The 24,136-nt window shown below is 35.7% G+C and carries 21 protein-coding genes; 16 read left to right on the plus strand and 5 right to left on the minus strand.

Going from position 1 to position 24,136, the window contains the following annotated elements:
- Nucleotides 1–41: 41 nt before the first annotated feature.
- From H560_RS0102800 to H560_RS0102825, 6 genes are all read left to right on the plus strand, one after another.
- A complete protein-coding gene (locus H560_RS0102800; protein WP_027378633.1) occupies nt 42–632 on the plus strand; it encodes a thymidine kinase in 591 nt (196 codons plus the stop codon).
- Between the two features lie 79 nt (nt 633–711).
- Nucleotides 712–3,159: a bifunctional UDP-N-acetylmuramoyl-tripeptide:D-alanyl-D-alanine ligase/alanine racemase gene (locus tag H560_RS0102805; protein ID WP_027378634.1), complete on the plus strand. Its 2,448-nt coding sequence runs from the start codon at nt 712–714 to the stop codon at nt 3,157–3,159.
- A 4-nt stretch (nt 3,160–3,163) separates the two neighbouring features.
- Complete coding sequence (locus tag H560_RS0102810) at nt 3,164–5,323, plus strand: patatin-like phospholipase family protein (protein WP_027378635.1); 2,160 nt, start codon at nt 3,164–3,166, stop codon at nt 5,321–5,323.
- A gap of 4 nt (nt 5,324–5,327) precedes the next feature.
- Complete coding sequence (ybeY, locus tag H560_RS0102815) at nt 5,328–5,735, plus strand: rRNA maturation RNase YbeY (protein WP_027378636.1); 408 nt, start codon at nt 5,328–5,330, stop codon at nt 5,733–5,735.
- A 253-nt stretch (nt 5,736–5,988) separates the two neighbouring features.
- On the plus strand, nt 5,989–7,851 hold the full coding sequence (mnmG, locus tag H560_RS0102820; RefSeq protein ID WP_027378637.1) for a tRNA uridine-5-carboxymethylaminomethyl(34) synthesis enzyme MnmG: 1,863 nt from the start codon (nt 5,989–5,991) through the stop codon (nt 7,849–7,851).
- A gap of 112 nt (nt 7,852–7,963) precedes the next feature.
- Nucleotides 7,964–8,785 (plus strand): class I SAM-dependent methyltransferase, encoded by an 822-nt coding sequence (locus H560_RS0102825; protein ID WP_027378638.1) that lies wholly within the window; start codon nt 7,964–7,966, stop codon nt 8,783–8,785.
- 287 nt (nt 8,786–9,072) lie between these two features.
- On the opposite strand, the gene H560_RS0102830 is transcribed toward H560_RS0102825, so the two are convergent.
- Nucleotides 9,073–10,263 (minus strand): phosphoglycerate kinase, encoded by a 1,191-nt coding sequence (locus H560_RS0102830; protein ID WP_027378639.1) that lies wholly within the window; start codon nt 10,261–10,263, stop codon nt 9,073–9,075.
- A gap of 642 nt (nt 10,264–10,905) precedes the next feature.
- Here H560_RS0102830 and rpiB point away from each other — a divergent pair.
- The 7 genes from rpiB (at nt 10,906) to tsaB (ending at nt 17,467) form a co-directional block, all read left to right on the plus strand.
- Nucleotides 10,906–11,340 (plus strand): ribose 5-phosphate isomerase B, encoded by a 435-nt coding sequence (rpiB, locus tag H560_RS0102835; RefSeq protein WP_027378640.1) that lies wholly within the window; start codon nt 10,906–10,908, stop codon nt 11,338–11,340.
- Nucleotides 11,341–11,663: 323 nt separating this feature from the next.
- Nucleotides 11,664–13,817 carry a ribonuclease R gene (rnr, locus tag H560_RS0102840; protein ID WP_027378641.1) on the plus strand — a complete coding sequence of 718 codons (2,154 nt, stop codon included), beginning with the start codon at nt 11,664–11,666 and terminating at the stop codon, nt 13,815–13,817.
- 65 nt (nt 13,818–13,882) lie between these two features.
- Nucleotides 13,883–14,569 (plus strand): LysE family translocator, encoded by a 687-nt coding sequence (locus H560_RS0102845; RefSeq protein WP_027378642.1) that lies wholly within the window; start codon nt 13,883–13,885, stop codon nt 14,567–14,569.
- Complete coding sequence (locus H560_RS0102850; RefSeq protein ID WP_027378643.1) at nt 14,566–15,492, plus strand: S66 peptidase family protein; 927 nt, start codon at nt 14,566–14,568, stop codon at nt 15,490–15,492. The genes H560_RS0102845 and H560_RS0102850 overlap by 4 nt, the downstream gene beginning before the upstream one ends.
- 43 nt (nt 15,493–15,535) lie before the next feature.
- Entirely contained in the window at nt 15,536–15,907 is a 372-nt protein-coding gene (locus H560_RS0102855; RefSeq protein WP_027378644.1) for a YraN family protein, read from the plus strand.
- Between the two features lie 54 nt (nt 15,908–15,961).
- On the plus strand, nt 15,962–16,711 hold the full coding sequence (locus H560_RS0102860; RefSeq protein ID WP_027378645.1) for an SDR family NAD(P)-dependent oxidoreductase: 750 nt from the start codon (nt 15,962–15,964) through the stop codon (nt 16,709–16,711).
- Between the two features lie 72 nt (nt 16,712–16,783).
- Nucleotides 16,784–17,467 (plus strand): tRNA (adenosine(37)-N6)-threonylcarbamoyltransferase complex dimerization subunit type 1 TsaB, encoded by a 684-nt coding sequence (gene tsaB, locus H560_RS0102865; protein ID WP_027378646.1) that lies wholly within the window; start codon nt 16,784–16,786, stop codon nt 17,465–17,467.
- A gap of 19 nt (nt 17,468–17,486) precedes the next feature.
- On the opposite strand, the gene porW is transcribed toward tsaB, so the two are convergent.
- The 4 genes from porW to H560_RS0102885 form a co-directional block, all read right to left on the minus strand.
- Nucleotides 17,487–20,126 carry a type IX secretion system periplasmic lipoprotein PorW/SprE gene (gene porW / locus H560_RS0102870; RefSeq protein ID WP_027378647.1) on the minus strand — a complete coding sequence of 880 codons (2,640 nt, stop codon included), beginning with the start codon at nt 20,124–20,126 and terminating at the stop codon, nt 17,487–17,489.
- Between the two features lie 87 nt (nt 20,127–20,213).
- A complete protein-coding gene (locus tag H560_RS0102875) occupies nt 20,214–20,768 on the minus strand; it encodes a Maf family nucleotide pyrophosphatase (RefSeq protein ID WP_027378648.1) in 555 nt (184 codons plus the stop codon).
- A gap of 10 nt (nt 20,769–20,778) precedes the next feature.
- Entirely contained in the window at nt 20,779–21,297 is a 519-nt protein-coding gene (locus H560_RS0102880) for a KdsC family phosphatase (protein ID WP_027378649.1), read from the minus strand.
- Nucleotides 21,287–22,036, minus strand: a complete 750-nt coding sequence (locus tag H560_RS0102885; RefSeq protein WP_027378650.1) for a Rossmann-like and DUF2520 domain-containing protein — start codon at nt 22,034–22,036, stop codon at nt 21,287–21,289. Before H560_RS0102885 ends, H560_RS0102880 begins: the two co-directional genes overlap by 11 nt.
- 457 nt (nt 22,037–22,493) lie before the next feature.
- On the opposite strand from H560_RS0102885, the gene H560_RS0102890 reads away from it, so the two are divergent.
- The 3 genes from H560_RS0102890 to H560_RS0102900 are packed head-to-tail and all read left to right on the plus strand — an operon-like array spanning nt 22,494 to nt 24,118.
- Complete coding sequence (locus H560_RS0102890) at nt 22,494–23,045, plus strand: RNA polymerase sigma factor (RefSeq protein ID WP_027378651.1); 552 nt, start codon at nt 22,494–22,496, stop codon at nt 23,043–23,045.
- A gap of 17 nt (nt 23,046–23,062) precedes the next feature.
- A complete protein-coding gene (locus tag H560_RS0102895; protein ID WP_027378652.1) occupies nt 23,063–23,599 on the plus strand; it encodes a hypothetical protein in 537 nt (178 codons plus the stop codon).
- Nucleotides 23,600–23,608: 9 nt separating this feature from the next.
- Complete coding sequence (locus H560_RS0102900; protein WP_027378653.1) at nt 23,609–24,118, plus strand: hypothetical protein; 510 nt, start codon at nt 23,609–23,611, stop codon at nt 24,116–24,118.
- Nucleotides 24,119–24,136 lie beyond the last annotated feature (18 nt).

The raw sequence follows: 24,136 nt of genomic DNA on the forward strand, positions 1-24,136 counted from the left end.
TGCTTACTTTTGATCTTAAAAATATACGGCTAATTTAACAAATGTTTTTAGAAAATACAATTAATCATTCCAAACAAAGCGGTTGGATGGAAGTTATTTGTGGCTCAATGTTTTCCGGAAAAACCGAAGAGTTGATCAGAAGGCTGAGAAGAGCTGAAATGGCGGGGCAGAATGTGGAGATTTTCAAACCAAAACTGGATACCAGATATTCTGAGGAGGAAGTAATTTCTCATAATCAGAATAAAATACGCAGTACACCGGTGGAAAACCCCAATGAAATCCTTCTGCTGGCTTCCAATTGTGACGTTGTAGGGATAGATGAAGCACAGTTTTTCGATCAGGGCATTGTAGATGTAGCTAATCAGCTGGCCAATAGCGGGATAAGAGTAGTTATCGCCGGTTTGGATATGGACTTCCTGGGAAGACCCTTCGGGCCGATGCCCAACCTCATGGCCACCGCAGAATATGTAACCAAAGTACATGCAATCTGCAGGAGAACAGGTAATCTGGCAAATTATTCTATGAGAATTTCCCCGGGTGACAATCTTGTAGAACTGGGCGAGACGGAAAGTTATGAAGCGGTAAGCCGCCGTGTATTTATTGATGAAGTGCTTTTAAAGAAGAAAAAATAATTAAATTAGCTGAAAGGCAGAGAAAGCGGATAAAGCTTATTAGCCTTTTTGCCCAAATAGTAAGAAGAAAGGGGTATCAATGAACTATACAGTACATCAGATTGCAGAGATCACCAATGCTAAAGTTATTGGAGATAAAGAATTAATTATCAAAAATATAGCTTTTGATAGCAGGATTATTTACTCTACAAAAAACACTGCATTTATTGCCATTAATACCCATAAAAATTCCGGTGAAAAGTTCATTGAATCTGCTGTTGACAGAGGTATCAGTGTGATTATATCCGAACATTATCTTCCTCATTTCGAGGACATAACCTGGATTATTGTTGAAAATTCTGTAGAATTCCTTCAAAAATTAGCCAAATTTCATTTTGAAAATTCCCATTTAAAATCCGTAGGAATTACAGGAAGCAACGGAAAAACTATTCTTAAAGAGTGGCTCTACCAATGCCTCTGGAATGAATTTCCAACGGTAAAAAGCCCAAAAAGCTTTAATTCTCAGATCGGGCTGCCACTTTCCTTGCTTCAGATCAACGAATCTCATGAATTGGGAATATTTGAAGTCGGGATTTCCAAACCAGATGAAATGGAAAAGCTGGAGGCTATTTTCCATCCACAGATCGGCTTACTGACCCACATCGGGACGGCCCATCTTGCAAATTTTTCATCTGAGGAAGAGCTGATTGATGAGAAAATCAAGCTTTTCAAAAATTCTGAGGTTGTTATTTACAATGGTGATAATTCATTGGTTGATAAAAAGATAAAACAATTATATTCAAGTAAAAAATTAATTTCTTACGGTTTTAAAGATACTAACGAAGTTTATTTAAAAACTCATATTTCAAAGGAAGAGCTTGTAACTGTTCTTTATTTTGATGAAGAAATTTCCTTCCCTGTTCATCAGAAGGATGAAGCTACCCTAACAAATGCTCTGGCCCTAATAACTGTTTTAAAGGAACTCGGAATTGAAAATCAGAAGATAATTGAAAAAATAAATTCTCTGAAAGCTGTAGAAATGCGTCTGGAAGCTATTGAAGGTATTAAAAATAATATCATCATTAATGATTCCTTCAATCTGGATCTGGATTCCTTAAAAACTGCACTTCAGTTTCTAAACGAATATAAAAAACCTAAAAAATCTCTTGTTCTTACAGATATTGTGGGAGTAAATTCCAATTCTCAGGAGCTGTATGAAGAAGTTTCCGAGCTGGTAAATGAACAGAAATTTGATAATGTTTTCTTAATCGGGGAAAAAATCTCAAGATTCAGTGATTTATTCAAAGCTAAAACATTCACTTTTATTAATACTCAGGAATTAATTGATAATAAACATCTTACAGAGATTGAAAATCAAATAATATTATTAAAAGGAGCCAGAAAATTTGAAATCGAAAGGCTGAAGGATATTCTTGAGCTCAGAAAACACGATACGGTATTAGAAATTAATTTAAACGCTATTCTTCATAACATCAATTATCATAAATCTTTATTGAAGCCAGCCACGAAAATGATGGCAATGGTGAAGGCAAATTCTTATGGCTTGGGAAGTTATGAAATTTCTGAATTTCTGCAGCATCATCATATCGATTATCTTGGTGTTGCCTTTGTAGATGAAGGTGTAGAGCTTAGAAAAAAAGGAATTACTGTACCAATTGTTGTTATGAATCCGGAGCAGCACAGCTATGAGACGCTGATTGAATATAATCTGGAGCCCGAAATCTATAGCTTCAGGGTGCTCGAATTATTTTATGAAGCCGTTCAGAAATCCGGATATGATAAAAAATATCCAATTCATATCAAGCTGGAAACCGGAATGCACCGGCTTGGTTTTAAAGGTTTTGAGCTGGATGAATTAAGCGAAACTTTAAATTCTATCAATGTAAAAGTACAGAGTATTTTCAGTCATTTATCATCTTCTGATATGCCTGCTGAGAAAGATTTTACATTAAACCAATTAAATACCTTTGAAAAAAACTCAGATTATTTAATTGAAAAATTAGGCTACTCTCCTATCCGGCACATTTTGAATTCTTCCGGAATTACAAATTATACTGACCATCAATACGATATGGTACGTATCGGAATAGGAATGTTAGGAGAATCACCAAATAGTGAAATACAAAAACAATTGCGTTCTGTAGTAAGCTTTAAAACTGTTATATCCCAGATTTCTATGCTAGAAAACGGAGAATCTGTAGGTTACAGCAGAAGATTTAAGGCCGATCACAATACTAAAATTGCAACCATACCTGTAGGATATGCAGACGGAATCCCAAGACTCATAGGAAATCAGGTAGGAAATGTGGGAATCAATAAGACCCTGGCTCCTATTGTAGGCAGCATTTGCATGGATATGATGATGATTAATATAGATCATATTCCGAATGTAAAAGAAGGTGACATCGTTACTGTTTTTAATGCTAAACCAACCCTCAAAGAATTTGCGGAATACTGCAAAACCATAACTTACGAAGTATTAACCTCCATTTCGCCCCGGGTGAAACGGATTTATGTAAAAGACTGACACAATGAGAAAATTCCTGTTCCTTTTATTCACGTTTCAATTACTTTTGATTCCATCACAGGTAAAGATAGATTTGGTGATCCCCAAAAATCCAAAAATCGGGCTGTCATTAGCCGGTGGCGGCGCCAAAGGATTTTCTCACGTCGGAGTGCTTAAAGTGCTGGATTCTTTAGGAGTAAAGGTGGATTACATTGCAGGGACCAGTATGGGTGCCATTGTAGGAGGTCTCTACGCTTCAGGATATTCCGGAAAGGAAATAGAAAAAATTGTGATGGATACGGATTTTTATTCTTTAATTCTCGATCCCAAATCCACAAGACAGGAAACTACTTTTTTTAACAAATCTGTCGATAAATATCTTTTATCCATTCCTCTTAAAAACGGAAAAATTACACTCCCCTCTTCAATAAGCACCGGACAGAAAAATGTATATCTGCTTAAAGAACTTTTCAAAAATGTTTCCAATATTAATGATTTCTCAAAGCTTCCCATCCCTTTCATGTGTGTAGCCACCAATCTGGAAAGCGGAAATACGGAGATTTTCGAGAAGGGAGACCTCGTCCAGTCAATTATGGCGAGCTCTGCATTTCCATCACTAATGGACCCTGTAAAAATCGGTGACAGTATTTATATTGACGGGGCAATGACGGTAAACTATCCCTCGAAGCCATTAAAGGACAAAGGAATCGATATCGTAATTGGTGTGGACCTTAACCAGGATTTAGCAAAAAGAGAAGATTTAGGCAGTATTATAGCCATTCTCAATCAGATTATTGATATGGGAATTAAAAAAGATACCCGGAAACAGTATAAATATACCGATATTAATATTAAACCTGATCTGAAAGGCATGACCGCCACAAGCTACGATGAAAAGAAAAAGATTCTCGACAGCGGCTATGCAGAGGGTCAAAAATATTCTGCTATACTTAATCAGCTCCCCAAACGTTCTTTCGACAGATTACGGCAGAGAATGAATCCTATTTATTCCAATGTTTACAAAATAGACAGCATAGAAATTGAAGGCAGCAGGATTTACGGGAAAAACTATGTCTTGGGGAAAATGGGGCTCAGGCTTCCATCCATGCAGACTTACGGAAGCATTAACAAAAAAATTGACAAGCTTGTAGCAACCAATAATTATAAATTCATCAATTATGATATTATTTCTGAAAATGAATCAAATTATTTAAAGCTATATGTTACGGAAGACGATACACGCCATTTTGTAAAATTCGGATTGCATTATGATGAGATTTTTAAAACAGGGCTCCTTGTTAACTATTCCGCCAAGCGTCTTCTTTTCAAAAATACCAATCTTTCTTTAGATGTAGTGGTAGGTGATAAGCCACGATACTATTTGAATTATTTTATAGACAATGGCTATATTCCCGGTTTTGGAATATATTCTTCCGGAATGAGCTTTAATATCAAAGACGAAAATAATTACGATATAGACAGCTGGGAATGGTTCAGGAACGAAGCTTATATCCAATCCATCTGGAAAGACAAATTCGCCATAGGAGGAGGAATAAGCCACGATTACTTCGAAGCCGAAGCCAATGGTAATAATAAGCGTTTCAGCCGTTTTTTGAACCCTTATGTGTTCTTAAAAAGCGATACTCAGGATGACAAGGACTTTCCCAGCCGTGGCATCTTTATCAATGCGGAAGGAAAGGTAATAGACCTTATGAAATCTGAAGTTGAAAAAAGGCTGGTTCAGGTAAAAGCGGATATCAGAATAAATATCCCTTTGACCAAACATTTCACTTACCGTCTCAATCTGTATGGAGGTATTACCATAGGAAATGATCTCCCGCAATTTTACCAGTACAGGCTGGGAGGAATTTTTGAGCAGAATGTAGCCAATTTCAAGAGCTTCTCCGGGTTTTATTTCGGACAGCTTAATACAAATAATGTCATTTTAATTTCAAATGATCTTCAGTTTAAGTTTAATAAAAACTATTTCATCGGCGGAAATTTTTCTTTTGCTAATCTTTCTGATGATATCAGCTTTGAAGATACTGTAAAGCTTAATTACAGCTCACTGGGGATTACTGCGGGCTACAAGTCTCCGTTCGGACAAATCAAGGTTAATTTTAGCCATTCACTTAAAAACGATCAAAAAGGCATATTCAGTGTTATTTTAGGGCACTGGTTTTAAAACAATGATACAATTTTTTTACGAAAACTTACCAGAAACAGTAAATACTAATTATACAGCATGGCTGGAAGATATCATCCTTTCAGAAGGAAAAAAGCTGGGTGAAATCAATTATATCTTCTGTGACGACGAATATTTACTGAAAGTAAACCAGGATTATCTTCAGCATGATTACTATACAGACATCATCACTTTCGACTATGTGAAAGGCAAGACAATAAGCGGAGAGATTTTCGTATCTTTGCAGCGCATTTCAGACAATGCTTCTACCCTCTCCAGAGATTATGAAGAAGAATTAAGAAGAGTTTTGGCTCACGGTATTCTTCATCTTTCCGGATACAAGGATAAAACCGAGGAAGAAGAACAGCTGATGCGAAGTAAAGAAGATTTTTATTTAGCTAAGTATAATTAAAAGATTCAGAAATTTAGATATTCAGAAATTTCTCAATTTCATAATTCCTAAATCTTTTAATTTTTTAGGAGCTTATTCCCGCTCTCCGCACTCGCTTTTTTTCTTTTTTAAAGAAAAAAGAGCTCAGACAAATGCTGCGATCGGGGCTAAATAACCCGCAATAAAGGCCATTTCAGCCAGTATATAGAAACAATGTTTCACGTGAAACATTTATAAAAATATTAAAATTTAAGGCTTAAAACAAGCAATAAAGATGATTTCAGAAATATATGATGTAATTGTAGTAGGTGCAGGCCACGCAGGTTGTGAAGCTGCTGCTGCTGCTGCCAATCTGGGTTCAAAAACCCTTTTGGTTACAATGAATATGCAGACCATCGGACAGATGAGCTGCAACCCCGCGATGGGAGGTATCGCAAAAGGACAAATTGTAAGAGAAATTGATGCAATGGGAGGCTATTCAGGAATTGTAGCGGATAAATCTGCTATTCAGTTCAAAATGCTGAATCTATCAAAAGGTCCGGCTATGTGGTCCCCAAGAACTCAAAACGACAGAATGCTTTTCGCGGAAGAATGGCGTTTAGCATTAGAAAATACCCCAAATCTTGATTTTTTTCAGGATATGGTAAAACAGCTGATTATAGAGAATAATAAAGTTGCAGGTGTTGTAACCTCATTAGGAATTGAAATAAAAGCTAAATCTGTGGTCCTTACAAACGGAACTTTCCTGAATGGTTTAATCCACGTTGGAGATAAGCAATTGGGAGGCGGAAGAATGGGTGAACCCAGAGCTTTCGGGATTACAGAACAGTTGGTTTCATTAGGATTCGAAGCTGGAAGGATGAAAACAGGTACTCCACCAAGAGTAGATGGAAGAAGCCTGGATTATTCCAAAATGGAAGAACAAAAAGGTGACGAAAATCCTCAGAAATTCAGCTATTTAGATACTCCTAAATTAACTAAACAATTAAGCTGTCACATAGTATATACAAACGAAACCGTTCATGATATTTTACGTGAAGGATTCGACAGAAGTCCTATGTTTAATGGTACAATTCAAAGTTTAGGACCTAGATACTGCCCAAGTATTGAAGATAAAATTAATCGTTTTGCAGAACGAAACAGACACCAGTTATTCGTAGAACCTGAAGGCTGGAAAACTGTAGAAATATACGTAAATGGGTTCAGTTCTTCTCTGCCGGAAGATGTACAGATTAAAGCAATGAAACATATTCCCGGATTTGAAAATGTAAAAGTTTTCCGTCCCGGCTATGCTATTGAATATGACTACTTCCCTCCTACTCAATTAAAGCATACTTTAGAAACAAAATTAATTGATAATTTATACTTTGCAGGCCAGATAAACGGTACAACAGGTTATGAGGAAGCAGCTGGACAGGGCTTAATTGCAGGTATTAATGCTCACAATAAAGTACATGAAAAAGATGAATTTATCCTTAACAGGGATGAAGCTTATATTGGTGTTTTGGTAGATGACTTAATTACAAAAGGAACTGAAGAACCTTACAGAATGTTCACTTCCAGAGCAGAATACAGACTATTATTAAGACAGGATAATGCTGATATCAGGCTTACACAAAAAGCATTTGAATTAGGTTTGGCAAAAGAAGACAGATTAAAAAGAGTTGAAGAGAAAGTAGCTAAAAGTGAGGAACTTGAGAACTTTCTTCGAGAAACTTCTTTAAAACCGGGAATGATAAACCCTATCCTTGAAAGTATTGAAAGCAGCCCGGTAGATCAGGCTTACAGAGCGGCTCAAATCCTTACAAGACCCAATATGACGCTTGAAAAACTTGAAAATATTGATGCTATTAAAGAAGCAGCTTCACAATATGACAATGAAATAAGAGAACAAGCTGAAATAAACATTAAGTATAAAGGCTATATTGAAAAAGAAAAGGAAAATGTAGCAAAACTTAACCGCCTGGAAAATATTAAAATCCCGGAAGATTTTGATTACTTGAAAATATCAAGTCTTTCTGCAGAAGCTAAGCAGAAAATGTCTAATGTAAGACCAAAAACTATAGCTCAGGCTGGTAGAATCAGTGGCGTTTCTCCCGCCGATATAAACGTTTTATTGGTATATTTAGGACGTTAATTATAAAATGTTTCACGTGAAACATAGATAAAATAAAAGCGAAAATTAAGGTATTTATGAGCCTCTTAACTCTTAAATATCTTAATTTTTAAATGTAAAAGTTAATAATTCAATGAAAATAAAAGATCATTTTCTTTCACAGGAAATTTTTGAAATTAAAGAAACGGAAACAAAAGGAGTTTTTAAAACCTCCCCTATCCCATCAAATATTTCAAAATATTATGAAAGTGAAGATTACATTTCTCATCATCAGGATTCCGGAAGCATAAAAGAAAAGCTGTATAAGTTTTTACAGTCTTTCAATTTACAGTATAAAAAAACAATTCTTTTAGACAGAATTAGCAAAGGTTCAAAAATATTAGATTACGGTTGTGGTGCAGGAGAATTTGTGAAATTTATAGAAAATGATTTTGAAACTTTTGGATTTGAGCCGGATCAGGATGCAAGAAATGCAGCTCAAAGTAAAATCTCAAAAGCAACCATTTTAGATAATATTGATGCTATTGAAGATCACAGCCTTAATGCTATTACTTTATGGCATGTTTTCGAGCACGTGGAAAATCAGGATGAAATACTTGAAATTTTTAATAAGAAATTAAAAGAAAAAGGCTTATTGATAATTGCTGTTCCCAACCCTACTTCTTATGATGCAAAACATTACAAAGAATATTGGGCAGCTTATGACGTACCAAGACATATCTATCATTTCTCAAAAAACGGAATGGAAAATCTTATTGCAAAGAAGCCTAACTGGAAAATGAGAAAAATTAAACCTTTAGTGTTGGATGCTTTTTACATCTCTATGTTGAGCGAAAAATATAAGAAATCTCCTCTTTTTTGGCTAAAAGCTACGATCTACGGAACGATTTCTAACGTAAAAGCACTTTTTTCAAACGAATTTTCAAGTTTGATATACATTATCGAAAAAAAGTAGAAAATCGATTTTTACTCTATTTCTGAAGGTCAATTTTCAGCATTTTTCTTCAAAATTTTAAAAACTCGAGAAAATTTCTTGAGTTTTTATTTTTATCTTGAAATTTAAATTGGAATATCAACATCTTTTTATTTCCCAGTTTCGATCTTAAAAAATTTACAGCAACTTAAAATTTCAAATTAAATAATAAAATTATCTCGCTAAATCTTCAAAAGCAAATCATAATATATAAAAATAAAGTCCACCGAAAACTCAGTGGACTTAAAATTATTTAAAAATAAAATATCTTAGTTATTGATGGCTGCAACTCCGGGAAGTTCCAATCCTTCCAGACTCTCAAGCATCGCTCCTCCTCCGGTGGAAACATAGCTTACTTTTTCACCATACCCGAATTGCTTCACAAAGGCAACACTATCCCCTCCTCCAACTAGAGAAAAAGCTCCTTGTCTTGTTGCTTCCGCAATACTGTCACCCAAAGCAATTGTTCCTGCTGCAAAATTTGACATTTCAAAAACTCCTATCGGCCCGTTCCAAAGAATAGTTCTGGAATTTAAAAGAACATCATTAAACTGATCTCTTGATTTAGAACCCGCATCCAGTCCCATCCATCCTTCAGGAATTGTATAGATATCTACTTCTTTTCTGTCTGCATCATTGCTGAAACTTTCTGCAATAATAGCATCAGAAGGAAGATATACTTTTACATTATGTTCCTTAGCTTTACCTAAAATTTCAATAGCAAGAGGTAATTTATCTTCCTCAACTAATGAGTTTCCAATTTTTCCACCTAATGCTTTAATGAATGTAAAAGCCATACCACCACCGATAATTAAATTATCAACAGCAGGTAAAATATTTTCTATAATGGTAATTTTAGTTGAAACTTTTGAACCTCCAAGTATCGCAGTTACAGGACGTTCCCCGGATTTTAAAACTTTATCGATCGCCTGAAGCTCTTTTGCCATTAGTAAACCGAAAAATTTAGTTGAAGGAAAGAACTTCGCGATTACAGCCGTTGAAGCATGTGCTCTGTGAGCTGTACCGAAAGCATCATTTACATAAGCATCAGCCAGTTTGGAAAGCTTTTCTGCAAATGCTTCATCTCCTTTTTCTTCCTCATTATGAAAACGTAGGTTTTCCAGCAAAAGTACTTCTCCGGGCTTAAGCTCAGAAGCAGCTTTTTCAGCCTTCTCCCCTACACATTCTTCAACAAATTTCACTTCCTGACCCAATACACTAGAAACTTCTTCTACAATATGCTTAAGAGAAAATTCATCCTTTACCTCTCCTTTAGGTCTTCCCAGGTGAGCCATAAGAATTACAGAACCTCCGTCCTTAAGAATTTTATCAACTGTAGGTTTTACAGCTACAATTCTTGTATTATCAGTAACTTTCAGCTGGTCGTCCTGCGGAACGTTAAAATCCACCCTTACGAGAGCCTTCTTGTCATTAAAATTGAAATCATTGATTGTTTTCATATATTCATTTATATTATTTCTTCGGTTTTGTGTAATCTACTTTCCGTCGAGATTTTAGGATAAACTGCGGACCGGCAGATTTCACTCATATCGTTGAATTTTCTTTTTCACAAATGTAAGATTTTAAAATTTTCGAAAAGGCGCAACCCGACAAAAGTTTTCAAAAAAGTTTCCCGCAAACCCAACATTCACTAATCAACAATTTCTTCTCTTTATAAAAAAAAGAATATGTCTTTGTTGTTGAGTGATGTGAGTTTAGGGGATAAGTTTTTCAGAAATATTTCATAACATGAAGTTTTAATTTAATTCATATTTAATTCACACTATAATTTCCTGAAAATGTGAATTTTCTTGCTGTTACTAACAATTATGGATAACTTTTCCACGAGATCCTTTATTAATAACTGGTTTATGGAAAAGACACAGAATTCTCCCCTGAAAGTTTTTGAAAAAAAGTGTTAAAATTTTAGGTGCCATTTTCCATTACAAATTTTTCTATTGTTACGAAACATTTATTTTACCATAGTTATCCACAGTTATTCACAATGCTTTTCACAATTTACTCCCGAAAGACTAACAGGCTTTGTTATTATTCTTACCTTTGTAATGAAATAAATCAAGTAAGACTATAATAAAACAGTTATGAAAAGAAAAATCGCTATTGCTGCGGACCATGCAGGGTTTGAGTATAAGGAGATTGTTAAGAAATATTTATCAGAAAACTTTGAGGTTCAGGATTTTGGAACGTTCTCCACAGACAGTGTGGATTATCCGGACTTTGTGCATCCTGCTGCAACTTCGGTTGAGAATGGTGAGAATGAGTTGGGAATTTTATTTTGCGGAAGCGGAAACGGAGTTCAGATCACAGCAAACAAACACCAGAAAATTCGTTGCGCACTTTGCTGGATGCCCGAGATTGCGGTATTGGCAAGACAGCATAATGATGCAAATATGATTTCAATTCCTGCAAGATTTATATCTAAGGAATTAGCGATAGAAATTGCAGATAAATTTCTTTCCACAGATTTTGAAGGTGGCAGACACCAGAACAGAGTTGATAAAATAGCATTTTGCTAAACTATAAAGGCTTGTAATTCAGATTGCAAGCCTTATTTATTTTTTAATTCGTATATTTGCAACGTTCAATAGAATTTACCAGTCTATTATTCCCATTTAAACCCATAGAAATATTTAAAAGATATTTAATAGAAGGTTTTTCCCCTCTCTTCTCCATATTTATAGTATTTTTATACAAACTAGCTTCCATTAAAAAATTTGGAAGGAAAATTGATGATGTTCAATTAATCAAATTAAAGTAATAATGAAATTATCTCTTAATTTAAGATAATTTTAAAAGGTTGGATGGTGCCTTAAAACCATAGTTAATAAAATAAATTAATATGCCAAAAAAAAGAAAATATATAAGTCATAAAAATGATCATAAGCTTCAGGAAATCGGAAAACTTATCCTGCGTTTTATGAACGAAAATTCCACTAAAATCTATAATTACAAACAGATTTCGGATGGAATAGATTATAAAAATCCAAGACAGAGAGAGCTTGTAATCCAGGCTCTGCATAAGCTTCAGGCTTCGGAAAGAATTAAAGAAACTGAAAAAGGAAAATATATCGTTAACCTTAATATAAAAGGGACACTCACCGGAATTATAGATTTCAACCAGTCCGGAAATGCATACGTAAATGTTGAAGGTTTGGAAGATGATATTTTCATCCATTCCAAAAATGTGAAAGATGCGCTGCAGGGAGATAAAGTTCTTATTGTAACGTATACTTATAAAGGAAAAAAACTGGAAGGTTCTGTTTTGGAAGTATTGGAAAGAACCAGAACGGAATTTGTAGGAACTTTACAGGTAGTTACACATAAAGATTTTGGGTTTGTGGTTTGTGATAAAAAGACCATTAATACTGATATTTTTATACCAAAAGGAAACTTCGGAGGTGCTCAGGATGGCGATAAAGTAATTGTAAAGATGACAGAATGGAAACCGGGAGATAAAAATCCGGAAGGTGAAATTATCCAGGTTTTGGGAGCTCCGGGAGAGCATGAAACCGAGATCCACTCCATTCTTGCTGAATACGGCTTACCGTACCAATTCCCAGAGGAAGTGGAAAGAGATGCCGATAAAATAGACAGAAGCATCAATGAAGAAGAAGTGGCAAAGCGTTGGGATATGCGTGGAATTACCACTTTTACCATTGACCCGAAAGATGCAAAAGATTTTGATGATGCCTTATCAATCAGGAAATTGGAAAACGGAAACTGGGAAATCGGTGTTCATATTGCCGATGTCTCACATTATGTGGTTCCAGGAACTATGCTCGATGATGAAGCGTACCAGAGAGCAACTTCGGTGTATTTGGTAGACCGTGTGGTACCGATGCTTCCGGAAGTTTTGAGTAATGATGTTTGTTCGCTTCGTCCAAATGAGGATAAATTTACCTTCTCCGCCGTATTTGAGCTGGATGATAATGCTAAAATCCATAAGCAATGGTTTGGCAGAACGGTTATTCACTCAGACAGAAGGTTTACTTATGAAGAAGCCCAGGAAAGAATTGAAACAAAACAGGGAGATCTGCAGGAAGAAATCAATGTTTTGGACAGATTAGCCAAAATCATGCGTGCGGAACGTATCAGAAAAGGTGCAATTACCTTTGACAGAAGTGAGGTTCGATTTAATTTAGATGAAAATAATGAACCAATCGGGGTTTACTTTAAAATAAGTAAAGATTCCAACCATTTGATCGAAGAATTCATGTTGCTGGCCAATAAAAAAGTATCTGAATTTGTTTCATTGAATAAAAAAGGAGATATCACTCAGAATACCTTTATTTACAGGGTTCACGATGATCCGGATCCGGCGAAATTAGAATCTTTAAGAGATTTTGTTTCCACTTTCGGATATAAAATGGATCTTGCCAATACCAAAAAAGTGGCGGAATCCTTAAATAAATTATTACATGATGTAAAAGGAAAAGGCGAAGAAAATATGATTGAGACCCTGGCAATGCGAAGTATGAGTAAAGCAGTTTATTCTACGGAGCCAATCGGTCACTACGGTCTGGGTTTTGAGTATTACAGCCACTTCACCTCTCCTATTCGTCGTTACCCGGATTTAATTGCCCACAGATTGCTGCAGCATTACCTGGACGGAGGAAAATCCCCGAATAAAGCTGAGCTTGAAGAAAAAGCAAAACACTGCAGTTCCATGGAAAGACTGGCTGCCGATGCAGAAAGGGATTCCATTAAGTATATGCAGGTAAAATTCATGGAAAAACATTTGGGAGAAACTTTCAATGGAGTTATTTCCGGTGTTGCCGAGTTTGGCTTCTGGGTTGAAATTCCTGAAAACGGTGCAGAAGGCCTTATTAAATTGAGAGATTTGGTGGATGATTCTTATATGTATGATGCAAAAACGCATGCTGTCTATGGAATGAGACACGGTAAAAGGTATCAGCTGGGCGATCAGGTTCAGATAAAAGTAGTGAAGGCAAACCTGATTCAAAAGCAATTGGATTTCAAGATTGTTGAATAATTAAAACATAAAGGCTAACTTTGTATAAAAGGGATGAAATAATTGTTTCATTAAAAAGCTATTGAATGTTTGAACTTATATTATCTGCCATTGTATTAGGATTCATGTTGAGTCTGGTTTTTATAGGACCCATTTTTTTCCTGCTCATAGAAACCAGCTTCTCACGGGGCCCGAAGCACGCATTGGCATTGGATATCGGAGTAATCTCTGCAGATCTGCTCTGTATTCTCGCTGCATATTATGCGAGTGCAGATATTGTAACGCTTATTGATAAGCATCCCGGTTTTTACAGAATTACGGCAATACTTATTTTTGTATACGGCATCGTTATGATGGTCACGAAAACCAAAATGCACATGCCCGGTGAAGAAAGAATCATTAATCAGAATTATTTTAAAACATTCATTAATGGTTTTTTCTTTAATCTTTTAAATGTAGGAGTCATCCTTTTCTGGCTGGTAACGGTGATTTCGGTGAGAAATCAATATCCGGATACCGGCAGTTTTATTTTATACATCGGGGTAGTAATTGCCACCTATCTCTGTATAGATCTTGCCAAAATCTTCCTTGCAAAACAATTTCACGATAAACTGACACAAAAGCTGGCCAACCAGATCAGAAGAGTTGTTGGCGGTATTCTTATAATTTTTAGTTTCTTTATTTTCCTTCAAAGCTTTAAAAAGTTTAATCAATTTGATAAAAGATTAGAAGAAGCGGAGAAAAAAGAAGTAATATATCAGAAAAGCAAATGAAAAAAATCTTTCCTCAATCACTGAAAAAAGGTGATAAAATAGCTGTAATTTCCCCCGCCGGAGCCGTAGATCAATCCCAACTGGAAAAGGGTATTGAAATGATTAAAAATAAAGGCTATGAACCTGTTTTAGGTGAACATCTTTATACAAAATTCTCCAATGGTTACAATTACGCAGGAAAAGAACAGGAAAGAATAAAAGATATCAACTGGGCACTGAATGATAGTGAAATCTCTGCAATCTGGGCTTCAAGAGGCGGTTACGGCTGTCAGCATCTTATCGAAAGCTTAAGTTTAAAAAATTTCACAAAAAACCCGAAATGGTATATCGGCTATTCTGATAACACGGTTATCCAGAGTTATTTGCTGAAAAAAGGCTTTGCTTCCATTCATGGGCAGACCGTGAAAACTTCAAGTTTTGGTGTTACAGAGGAAAGCTACGCACTCACATTTGATATTTTAAAAGGAAAAGCTCCAAAATACAGTCTAAATTCGCATCAATTTAATAAAACTGGGAATATTGAAGGTGAGTTGGTTGGAGGCAATTTAGCCCTTATTTATGCCCTTCTGGGAACTAAATATTCCTTTGACTTTAAAGATAAAATTCTTTTTATTGAAGACATCGGCGAAAATTTTTATGCGCTTGACCGAATGATCATGAGCCTGGAGTTAGCAGGAGTTTTCAGAAAAATAAAAGGATTAATCATCGGAGGAATGACCAATATGGGTGATGAAAAAGAAAATAAACAATACGAAGAAAGCTTCGATGAATTTGCCTATAAATTAATTGCAGACAGGATTACAAAATATAATTTCCCGGTGGTTTTCGGTTTTCCGAACGGTCACATTAAAGATAACTGGCCGTTGATTATCGGAGGAAACGTGAAAATGAAGGTTAAGGATAAGGTTAAGATTGAGTTTTAGAACCCAACAAGCCCAAAACACTCTCAAACCCTCCTACTCAATCATGGCAGAACACAACGATCTCGGAAAAAAGGCAGAAGACTTAGCAGCAGAATTTCTTCAAAAAAGCGGCTACAAAATTCTTTCGAGAAATTTCCGTTTTCAGAAAGCCGAAATTGATATCATCGCCGAAAAAGATAATTTTATTATTGTTATTGAGGTTAAAGCGAGATCTACAGATGCCTTTCTTCTGCCGCAGGAAGCTGTGAATAAACGAAAAATCAAATTAATAATTACCGCAGCCAACCATTATTTGGAAGAATTTAATAAAAACCAAGAGGTGAGATTTGATATTATTTCCGTACTTCCTGATGAAAAAGGAAACTTAATTATTGAACATATTGTTGATGCTTTTGAAGCATTTGACGCTAATTAATTTGTTGCTGGCTTCTGGCTATTTGCTATTAACCCAAAACTAAATCTTAAAAAAATGAAAACAATAGTAGTAACCGGAGCTACTTCCGGAATAGGAAAGGCAACGGCAGAAATGCTTGCTAAACAAGGAAACAGAATCATCATTTGTGGCAGAAGATCCGAAGTGCTGGAATCATTAAAAGCAGAGCTTTCCGCCTTTACCGAAATATTTAGTTTAAAGTTTGATGTAAGGAATCTGAAAGAAGTGGAAGCAGCGTTCAATTCTCTTCCTGATGATTGGAAGACTATTGATGTTCTGATCAATAACGCTGGCAATGCACATGGTTTGGATCCTCTTTCTGAAGGAAAAACTGACGATTGGGATTCTATGATCGATGGGAATGTAAAAGGACTTTTATATGTTTCAAAAATGATCATTCCGGGGATGAAAGAAAGAAATTCAGGACATATTGTGAACATCAGCTCTGTGGCGGCAAGACAGACGTATGCTAACGGAGTTGTGTATTGTGCAACCAAGAAAGCGGTAGATGTCATTTCAGAAGGAATGAGAATAGAATTAACGGAATTCGGAATTAAAGTTACCAATATTCAACCGGGCGCCGTAGAAACTGATTTTTCTTTGGTAAGATTTAAAGGCGATAATGAAAGAGCAGCAACCGTTTATGCCGGCTATGATGCATTGAAAGCTGAAGATATTGCAGATTCTATCGCCTATTGCATCAATGCTCCCAAACATGTCTGTGTTTCAGATATGACCATCTATCCTACTGCACAGGCAGAACCAAGAACGATTTACAGGAAATAATCTGGAAATAATACTTTAAATTTGCATTAAATTAAAGCAATTCGCTTGTAGGTAATTTTAGCTTAAATAATAATGAAAATTTTATACTTGGAAACTTCTTCAAAAAACTGCTCGGTAGCTATTTCAGACAATGAAAAGCTGCTGTGTCTTACAGAGGAAGTATCTGAAAACTATAAACAATCTGAAAGCCTTCATACCTTTGTAGAATGGGCTTTGGAGGGCGCAGGAATTTCCCTGAAGGATATAGAAGCTGTTTCTTTGGGAAAAGGCCCCGGATCATATACGGGGTTAAGAATCGGCGCTTCTTCGGCAAAAGGGTTTTGCTATGGCTTAAAGATTCCTCTGATCGCTGTCAATTCCCTTGAAAGTATGATGGAGCCCTTTTTGGGCAAGAACTATGATTTTGTAGTACCTTTGATCGATGCAAGGAGAATGGAGGTTTATACAGCTGTTTATGACGGGAATTCAGGGGAAGAAATTTCTCCGACGGAAGCTAAGATTTTAGATGAAACTTCTTTTGAAGAGTTTAAGGATAAAAAAATAGTATTTGTGGGAGACGGGGCTAAAAAAGCAAAAGAAATTTTACAGCTTCCCAATGCTGATTTTAATGAAGATGTTTACCCTTCTGCACAATATCTGATAAAGAAAACTTTAGAAAAGATAAATAAAAAAGACTTTGAAGATGTCGCCTATTTTGAGCCATTTTACCTCAAAGATTTTCATGGAGTAAAGAAAAAAAACAAAAGCGAAGAATAATAATCTTCGCTTTTTTATTTTATTGTGGTTTTGCAGGCATTGAACCGTTCTGCAGCTGCTTTGGAACATTATTGCTGCCCTGCTTTTTTGAGGGGAGGTTGCTGTTTCCGCTTGAAGGCTGCGTTTGCTGAATATTTTTCATCTGGGCATCCGCAGGATTTTGTGGAACACCATTGTTCATTTGCTGCTGCGGAGCAATATTATTGTTAATTCCCAGATTGCCCGGATTTTGCGGTACTGAATTTCCTTTATTATCCGTTGCCTGGAAGCTCAGGTCACTTTTCAGATAGTTGAGCATTTCTTTGGCCTTCTCTCCTTCCGGTGTTTTTCCGTAATTTAAAGCAATTTGCTCCAGCTGAAGGATCATCACCTCTTTTCCACTCGATTTTCCGGCATTAAATGCATTTAAAAGATATAATTTCGGAACCAGGGCGTCCTTAGGAAATTTCTGTATGGCCTGATCCAGAATATCTTTACTTTCCCCGAATTTTTCGGATTCATATAAAGCAAAAGCACGTTTGTAATCACTTTCTACATCCGGAGAAGATTTTACAAAGGAATTGCTTTTAGGATTTCTGGCAAATTCTGCGTATGATGAGTATGGATAGTCTGTAAGAAGAATCTGTTTTGCACGTTCTGCTGCTTGTGGAGTTTTCTCATAATTCATTGCAAAAATCTCGTAAAGAGCCTGCAGCATTACCTTTTCTTCTGGTTTTACATCTACAAGATCATATAATGTTTTTGTAGCCAGAGGAGTATTGGTAAAGTAATTCTGATACATAACACCCAGTCCTAATGAGGCCGTATCCCTGTCCTTTTTCAGCTGAGAAAGCTTTCCTGCATCTGTAGGAATCTGCTCGATATAGAATGAAGGCTCAAAACGTCTCGGGTTCGGTGCTGCCGTTGTTCCCAAGGCTTCATTTTTCATATCCTCAATGGTCGCCATTTTCTTGGAAAAACGCCAGTTATCAACCAATGCCCTTTCTCCCCACGTTTGCTTAAAAGTAGATGCTCCTTTGCTTACCGTTCCTGTATTGGAAAAGTAAAAGCCTTTTGTGGCAACCCCAAAATCTTCAAAAGAATTAGAGCTGTTGGCAAATATTGATGTTGAACTGTAATCTCCATTGTCAAAGCCTTTGCTTCTTTCCGCACGTCTTCTCTCCAGTTCTTCTTTCTCTTCTTTTGCTTTTAATTTTGCAATATATTTTGAGAAAAAGTCGGTTTTTTGCTCAGTGCTCATTCTGGCTAAACTCAGGATACTATCATTTTTTTTGATTAAATAATAGTTCTTCGAGATTTTTTTAATATAAACAGATTGATCCGTCAATAAAACTTTTGACGGTTCATAAGTCATCACAGCCAAAGCAGAATCATAATAAGCTCCCGCACCGATGTAGTCGTTTTTATCTAAATAGCCCTTACCAATTTCATAGTAAGCCAGACCACGGATCTGTGGATCTGAAACTTTTTCCAACAATGATTTTCTGAAAAATTCCTGAGCTTCTTCTTTTTTTCCTGCTTTGTTGGCCATTAACCCTAAAGCATAATAAAATTCATTCTTTCTCGAGCCGTATGTGCCCTTTTTACTGATGTCTTCAAGGTATTTTCTTGCACCACTGTAATCCCCTTTTCCATTGAAAGTTTTTGCAATTTCAATCTGGGATTTCACTTCAAATTCAAAATCATTGGCATACTTATAAGCTGCCATGAAGCTTTCTCTGGCTCTGTCATTCTGATTAAGGTTGGTTAAAACCTGACCTCTCAGATAGGCGATTCTGCTCTTTAATTTTCTATTGCTGTTAAGCTCAAAAGCGCGGTCAAGCTCTTTTACGGCTTCTTCTTTTTTGCCGGCATCCAGGTAAGCTTCAGCCTGATAAATGCTTAAAAGCTTGTCATAATCTTTGTCTATTTTTTCACTTTTTACCTTGTTAAAAACATCCTGAGCTTTATGATAATCTTTAATCTGAGCATAAGCAAGACCCTGATAAACTTTAGCTAAAGGAAGCCTTTTATCATCCTTCATGTGGGTGAAAACGTAGTTTAGGGCATCCAGAGCTTCCAAAGGTTTTCCACCATAGATTCTTGCCTGTGCAAGGATCATATATGCTTCAAAGATCTGCTTATTTTTTTCTTCACCGTTTTTGATGACGGAATATTTATTAATAGCTTTTAAAGCTTTTGCTTCTGCAATTTCCAATACAGTAGCTCCTTTTTGGTCAGGCTGATTGGGATCAGCTCCTACTCCATTACCGCCGCCTAAGTTCCCGGAAAGCATATTGTTTCCGTTACCTCCAGGCATTCCTGGCGGCATTCCCGGAGGGCCGTTTCTTCCGGCATTGTTTTGTTGCTGGGTGGATGGCTTGTTTAGCTCGCCCATTTTCATGGAGTTTTCAGCGAAGGCCGCTGACTGCCCGAGATCACTTCCCAAAGGCTGATCTTCATAAGTAAGGATAGGAATATAAGGCGCATAAAAATTATCTTTATGTGCTTTGTCTCTACCCTCAAATTCGCTGTTTAATGCGTCTTTTGCATTAAAAAGGGTATTATAGTATGTCGAAAATCCTTTCATAAACTTGGATCGCTGTTCCGGCTTTTTTGTTTTTGTAGCACAGGATGCAACGATGCAAAGTGTTAAAAGGAATAAAATATTCTTTTTCATTTATTCAATATAACTCGCTAATCTACTTTTTATTATAAGTAGGTTTGATGATTTTGTAAAAATAATAAAATTTTATATTGAAATTATTTATATTTCATTCAAAATTTTGTAAACCAAATGAGTAGGAAGTCCCATGATGGAATAGAAACTGCCTGTTATACGCTTGATTCTGGTCATCCCGAGCCATTCCTGGATGCCGTAGCTTCCTGCTTTGTCGAAAGGTTTGTAATTCTGGATATAATATTCTATTTCATCATTTGTCAATTCATCAAATTCTACATCTGCAACATCGGTTTGCGTGATGGTTCTATCTAAAGTTTTAATGGTAATCCCGGTATAGACCTGATGCGTTTTTCCTGAAAGAATCTCCAGCATTTTTTTTGCATCATCTTTGTCTTTCGGTTTTCCAAGAAATTGATTATCAATGGCTACAACAGTATCTGCTGTTAATAAAACTTCATCATTTTCTAATTTTCTGAAGGCATCTGCTTTTAATTCTGATAAATAAGCTGCGGCCTCTCCTACTTTGATATGCTGGGGAACAATTTCTTCACAGTCTATTTTCACTACTTCAAAATAAAATCCTAAACTGGATAACAATTCTTTTCGTCTGGGAGATTGTGAGGCTAATAATAATTTCATTTTCAATTAATTAAACAGATTGTGTATTATCATCATGCCATTTTCCCTGAACTTTCATTACCTGCTCTATCACATCACGTACTGCCCCGCTTCCACCGGTTTTTGGAGAGATATAAGTGGCAATTTCCTTGATTTCCGGAACGGCATTTTCAGGGCAGGCAGCGATGGCAGAATGCTTCATGATATGAAGATCAGGAATATCATCTCCCATCGTGAGAATTTCTTCATTTTTAAGATTATATTTTGCTTTAAAATCTTCAAAATCAATCATTTTATCAGGAGATTTCGGGTAATAATCCTCAATTCCCAGATAATTGATCCTGTGTTTCACCATTTCGTCATTTCCTCCAGTGATAACTCCGATTAAATAATTGTTTTTCAAAGCTTTAACAACAGCATAACCATCCAAAACATTCATTACACGACACATATTTCCTCCGGGAAGAAGATAAACGCTTCCATCAGTAAAAACTCCGTCCACATCAAACACAAATGCTTTTATGCTTTTTAATTTTTCTTTATAACTCATACATTTTCTGTATAGAATGATTCATTGTTTTATAAATCTCAAGACTTTCGTCTTTTAATAGCTGCTCATGTAATTCCAGAATTCGTTTGTCATTTCTTACGGCCGGACCGGTTTGTGCAGATTTTGGGTCAATTTCATGAATTTTGTGAACCGTTTCATCAATGAGCGGTAAAAAATAATCAAACGGAATATCCTGAGAATCAGAAATTTCTTTAGCCCTTGAAAAAAGATGATTTACAAAATTGCAGGCAAAAACGGCTGTCAGATGAATGTATTTTCTCTTTTCGTAAGTACTTCTCATTACGTTTTTAGAAATTCCGGACGCAATATCAAATAATATTTTTTGATCCTCTTCATTTTCGGCTTCAATGAAAAAAGGAATTTTTGAATAATCCAGGTTTTTAGATTTTGAAAAAGTCTGTAAAGGATAAAAACTTGATTTTCTGTACGTCCCTGCTAAAATTTCTTTAGGAAGCGAGCCTGAAGTATGGGCCACCAAAGCATCTTTTTTAGGAATAATTTTAGAAATATTTTCTACAGAATTATCACTTACGCAAATAATGTAAAGGTCTGCTTTGTCTAGTTTTTCTGTTGAAAAGGGAACATTTAATTCTTCGGAAATTTTCTCTAATTCTGTTTTGTTTCGGCCAAAAATCTGTGCTAAAGGGATGTTATTCAAAACAAAAGCTTTTGCCAGATGATAGGCTACATTTCCGGAACCGATAATTATAATTTGCATATAACAAAGATAGTGTTTTTAAGCAGGAAGATGGGAGCGGGAAGATGGAAGTTTTGCAATTCGGATTTTGATTGATTATTTAGCTTATTTTATCGCTGCAATCAAAAACTGTTATCACTTGCTGAGTTAAACGCCTTCGCGAAAGGAAAAAATTCACATAAATAGTAAAAACAATCTTTGTGGTTATTGCGTTAAAATGTCACGTAGATTTTGGATATTCCGCGGATTTTAAATTTAGTCATAATCAAAAATAAAGAAAGTTTCAAATAAAAATTATATTGATACCACTAGATAAATTTAACATAATATCGAATTATAAAGGAAATTGGAGTTCATACCAAAATATTCTATATTTTTAATAACAGCAAATTTTAAATAATTAATTTATTGGACTAAAAATTGAACAAGTAATTTAACTTTCAGTTATTTTTGTAATCCAAAACAATGAAAGCATCTTATGAAGATTAAGGACGCGGAAATTATTTCGTTGATGCAAAATCCACGGACTCAGGAAAAAGGAGTTCGTGCCTTGATGGATGCTTATCAAAGTAGATTGTATTGGCACATAAGAAGAATTATTGTGGACGGAGATCTTGCTCAGGACACTTTGCAGGAGACTTTTATTAAAGCTTATCAGAATTTTCACCAGTTTAAAAATGATAGCCAGCTGTATACCTGGCTGTACAGAATCGCTACCAATGAAGCGCTGCAGCAGGTAAATAAACTGAAGAAAATGCAGAAAACTGATGAAGACCCGGAATATCACATGCAGAACCTTGTCGCAGATAATACGGAAGGAGACGCAGAAGAAATACAAATATTGCTACAGAATGCTATACAAAGCCTGCCCGAAAAGCAGAAACTGGTATTTATGATGCGGTATTATGATGATCTGCCTTACGAAGAGATATCAAAAATTGTAGATATGTCGGTAGGGACTTTGAAAACGAATTATCATTATGCCAAGCAAAAGATAGAAGAACATATTAAAGAAAATTACGAGAGATAATTTTTGAGAAAACAGAAATGAAAGAGTTTGATATAGAAAAACTTGAACGTAAAAATATTTACACAGTACCTGATAACTTGTTTGAAAATATTCAGGAAAGGGTAATGAATGACATTATGCCAAAGAAAAAAGCTCCTATTTTCAAATTGAATTGGGGGTATGCTGCGGCTGCGTCATTAGCTTTGATTTTTGGAGCAACTTTTGTTTATAACTCAGGGGATAATTCACAAGATGCACAGAAAGCAAAGACGGCTTATGCTTCAAACGGCAAAGAAGCAAAAACAGAAAGCGAAATAGCTTATGAAACTTTAAAGGCGGATTTAACTTCTGTTGAAAATAAAAATCAAACAGTTGAAGTTCAGAATACTAGCAAAACGTATGCTGAATCTGATGCAGGAGCTAAAACTACAAATATGAAATCTCAAACAGTAAAACCTGTTTCAAAACAAGAAGAAACTCAGATGAACGAGTATCTGGATTCCTTTACAAACTCTGAAATTTCAGAATTGGCAAGTAATTCTACACAGGATGTTTATTTGGATTTGTATAATTAATAAAGAAAGATGAAAAAGATATTATTTACACTTTTTATTATTTATGGTTTTGGCTTAAATGCCCAAAGGACAGATTACGACTGGAAAAAGATGGACCCTAAACAAAGAAAAGAGGTAATAAACAATCTTTCTCCGGAAGAAAGAAAATCACTTCTCACTAAGTTCAGAAACAATATGGTGATGGATAATCTGGATATAGATCCAAGCGATAAAACTGAATTTACAGAGATTTATAATGAATATCTGGACAGTCAGAAGCAGATCAAAAGCCAGTTTAATTCTAATTTTAATCCTGAAATTTTATCGGATGATGAAGCCAAGGCCAAACTTCAGCAAAGCTTTGAAGTGGGACAAAAATTACTGGATAATAGAAAAAAATATGCTGATAAAATGCAGCAGGTAATTCCTTGCCAGAAAGTCTTGAAGCTGTTTCAGTCTGAGGGTATGATGAGAGATAAGATGAATGAAAGAAAACCTCGCGGGAACGAGAGAAGCTCAAGACCGAGACAAAACCCATAATAGTTTATTTTTTTAATG

Origin of the sequence: Chryseobacterium daeguense DSM 19388 (genome assembly GCF_000430825.1) — a bacterium.
Lineage (GTDB): Bacteria > Bacteroidota > Bacteroidia > Flavobacteriales > Weeksellaceae > Chryseobacterium > Chryseobacterium daeguense.

Coding starts and splice junctions, on each gene's coding strand:
- H560_RS0102805 (WP_027378634.1), top strand. CDS start 712: ATGAACTATACAGTACATCAGATTGCAGAGATCACCAATGCTAAAGTT.
- H560_RS0102875 (WP_027378648.1), bottom strand. CDS start 20,768: ATGAAATTATTATTAGCCTCACAATCTCCCAGACGAAAAGAATTGTTA.
- H560_RS0102880 (WP_027378649.1), bottom strand. CDS start 21,297: ATGAGTTATAAAGAAAAATTAAAAAGCATAAAAGCATTTGTGTTTGAT.
- H560_RS0102850 (WP_027378643.1), top strand. CDS start 14,566: ATGAAAAAAATCTTTCCTCAATCACTGAAAAAAGGTGATAAAATAGCT.
- H560_RS0102845 (WP_027378642.1), top strand. CDS start 13,883: ATGTTTGAACTTATATTATCTGCCATTGTATTAGGATTCATGTTGAGT.
- rnr (WP_027378641.1), top strand. CDS start 11,664: ATGCCAAAAAAAAGAAAATATATAAGTCATAAAAATGATCATAAGCTT.
- H560_RS0102900 (WP_027378653.1), top strand. CDS start 23,609: ATGAAAAAGATATTATTTACACTTTTTATTATTTATGGTTTTGGCTTA.
- H560_RS0102855 (WP_027378644.1), top strand. CDS start 15,536: ATGGCAGAACACAACGATCTCGGAAAAAAGGCAGAAGACTTAGCAGCA.
- mnmG (WP_027378637.1), top strand. CDS start 5,989: ATGATTTCAGAAATATATGATGTAATTGTAGTAGGTGCAGGCCACGCA.
- H560_RS0102860 (WP_027378645.1), top strand. CDS start 15,962: ATGAAAACAATAGTAGTAACCGGAGCTACTTCCGGAATAGGAAAGGCA.
- porW (WP_027378647.1), bottom strand. CDS start 20,126: ATGAAAAAGAATATTTTATTCCTTTTAACACTTTGCATCGTTGCATCC.
- ybeY (WP_027378636.1), top strand. CDS start 5,328: ATGATACAATTTTTTTACGAAAACTTACCAGAAACAGTAAATACTAAT.
- rpiB (WP_027378640.1), top strand. CDS start 10,906: ATGAAAAGAAAAATCGCTATTGCTGCGGACCATGCAGGGTTTGAGTAT.
- H560_RS0102810 (WP_027378635.1), top strand. CDS start 3,164: ATGAGAAAATTCCTGTTCCTTTTATTCACGTTTCAATTACTTTTGATT.
- H560_RS0102800 (WP_027378633.1), top strand. CDS start 42: ATGTTTTTAGAAAATACAATTAATCATTCCAAACAAAGCGGTTGGATG.
- H560_RS0102890 (WP_027378651.1), top strand. CDS start 22,494: ATGAAGATTAAGGACGCGGAAATTATTTCGTTGATGCAAAATCCACGG.
- H560_RS0102885 (WP_027378650.1), bottom strand. CDS start 22,036: ATGCAAATTATAATTATCGGTTCCGGAAATGTAGCCTATCATCTGGCA.
- tsaB (WP_027378646.1), top strand. CDS start 16,784: ATGAAAATTTTATACTTGGAAACTTCTTCAAAAAACTGCTCGGTAGCT.
- H560_RS0102825 (WP_027378638.1), top strand. CDS start 7,964: ATGAAAATAAAAGATCATTTTCTTTCACAGGAAATTTTTGAAATTAAA.
- H560_RS0102830 (WP_027378639.1), bottom strand. CDS start 10,263: ATGAAAACAATCAATGATTTCAATTTTAATGACAAGAAGGCTCTCGTA.
- H560_RS0102895 (WP_027378652.1), top strand. CDS start 23,063: ATGAAAGAGTTTGATATAGAAAAACTTGAACGTAAAAATATTTACACA.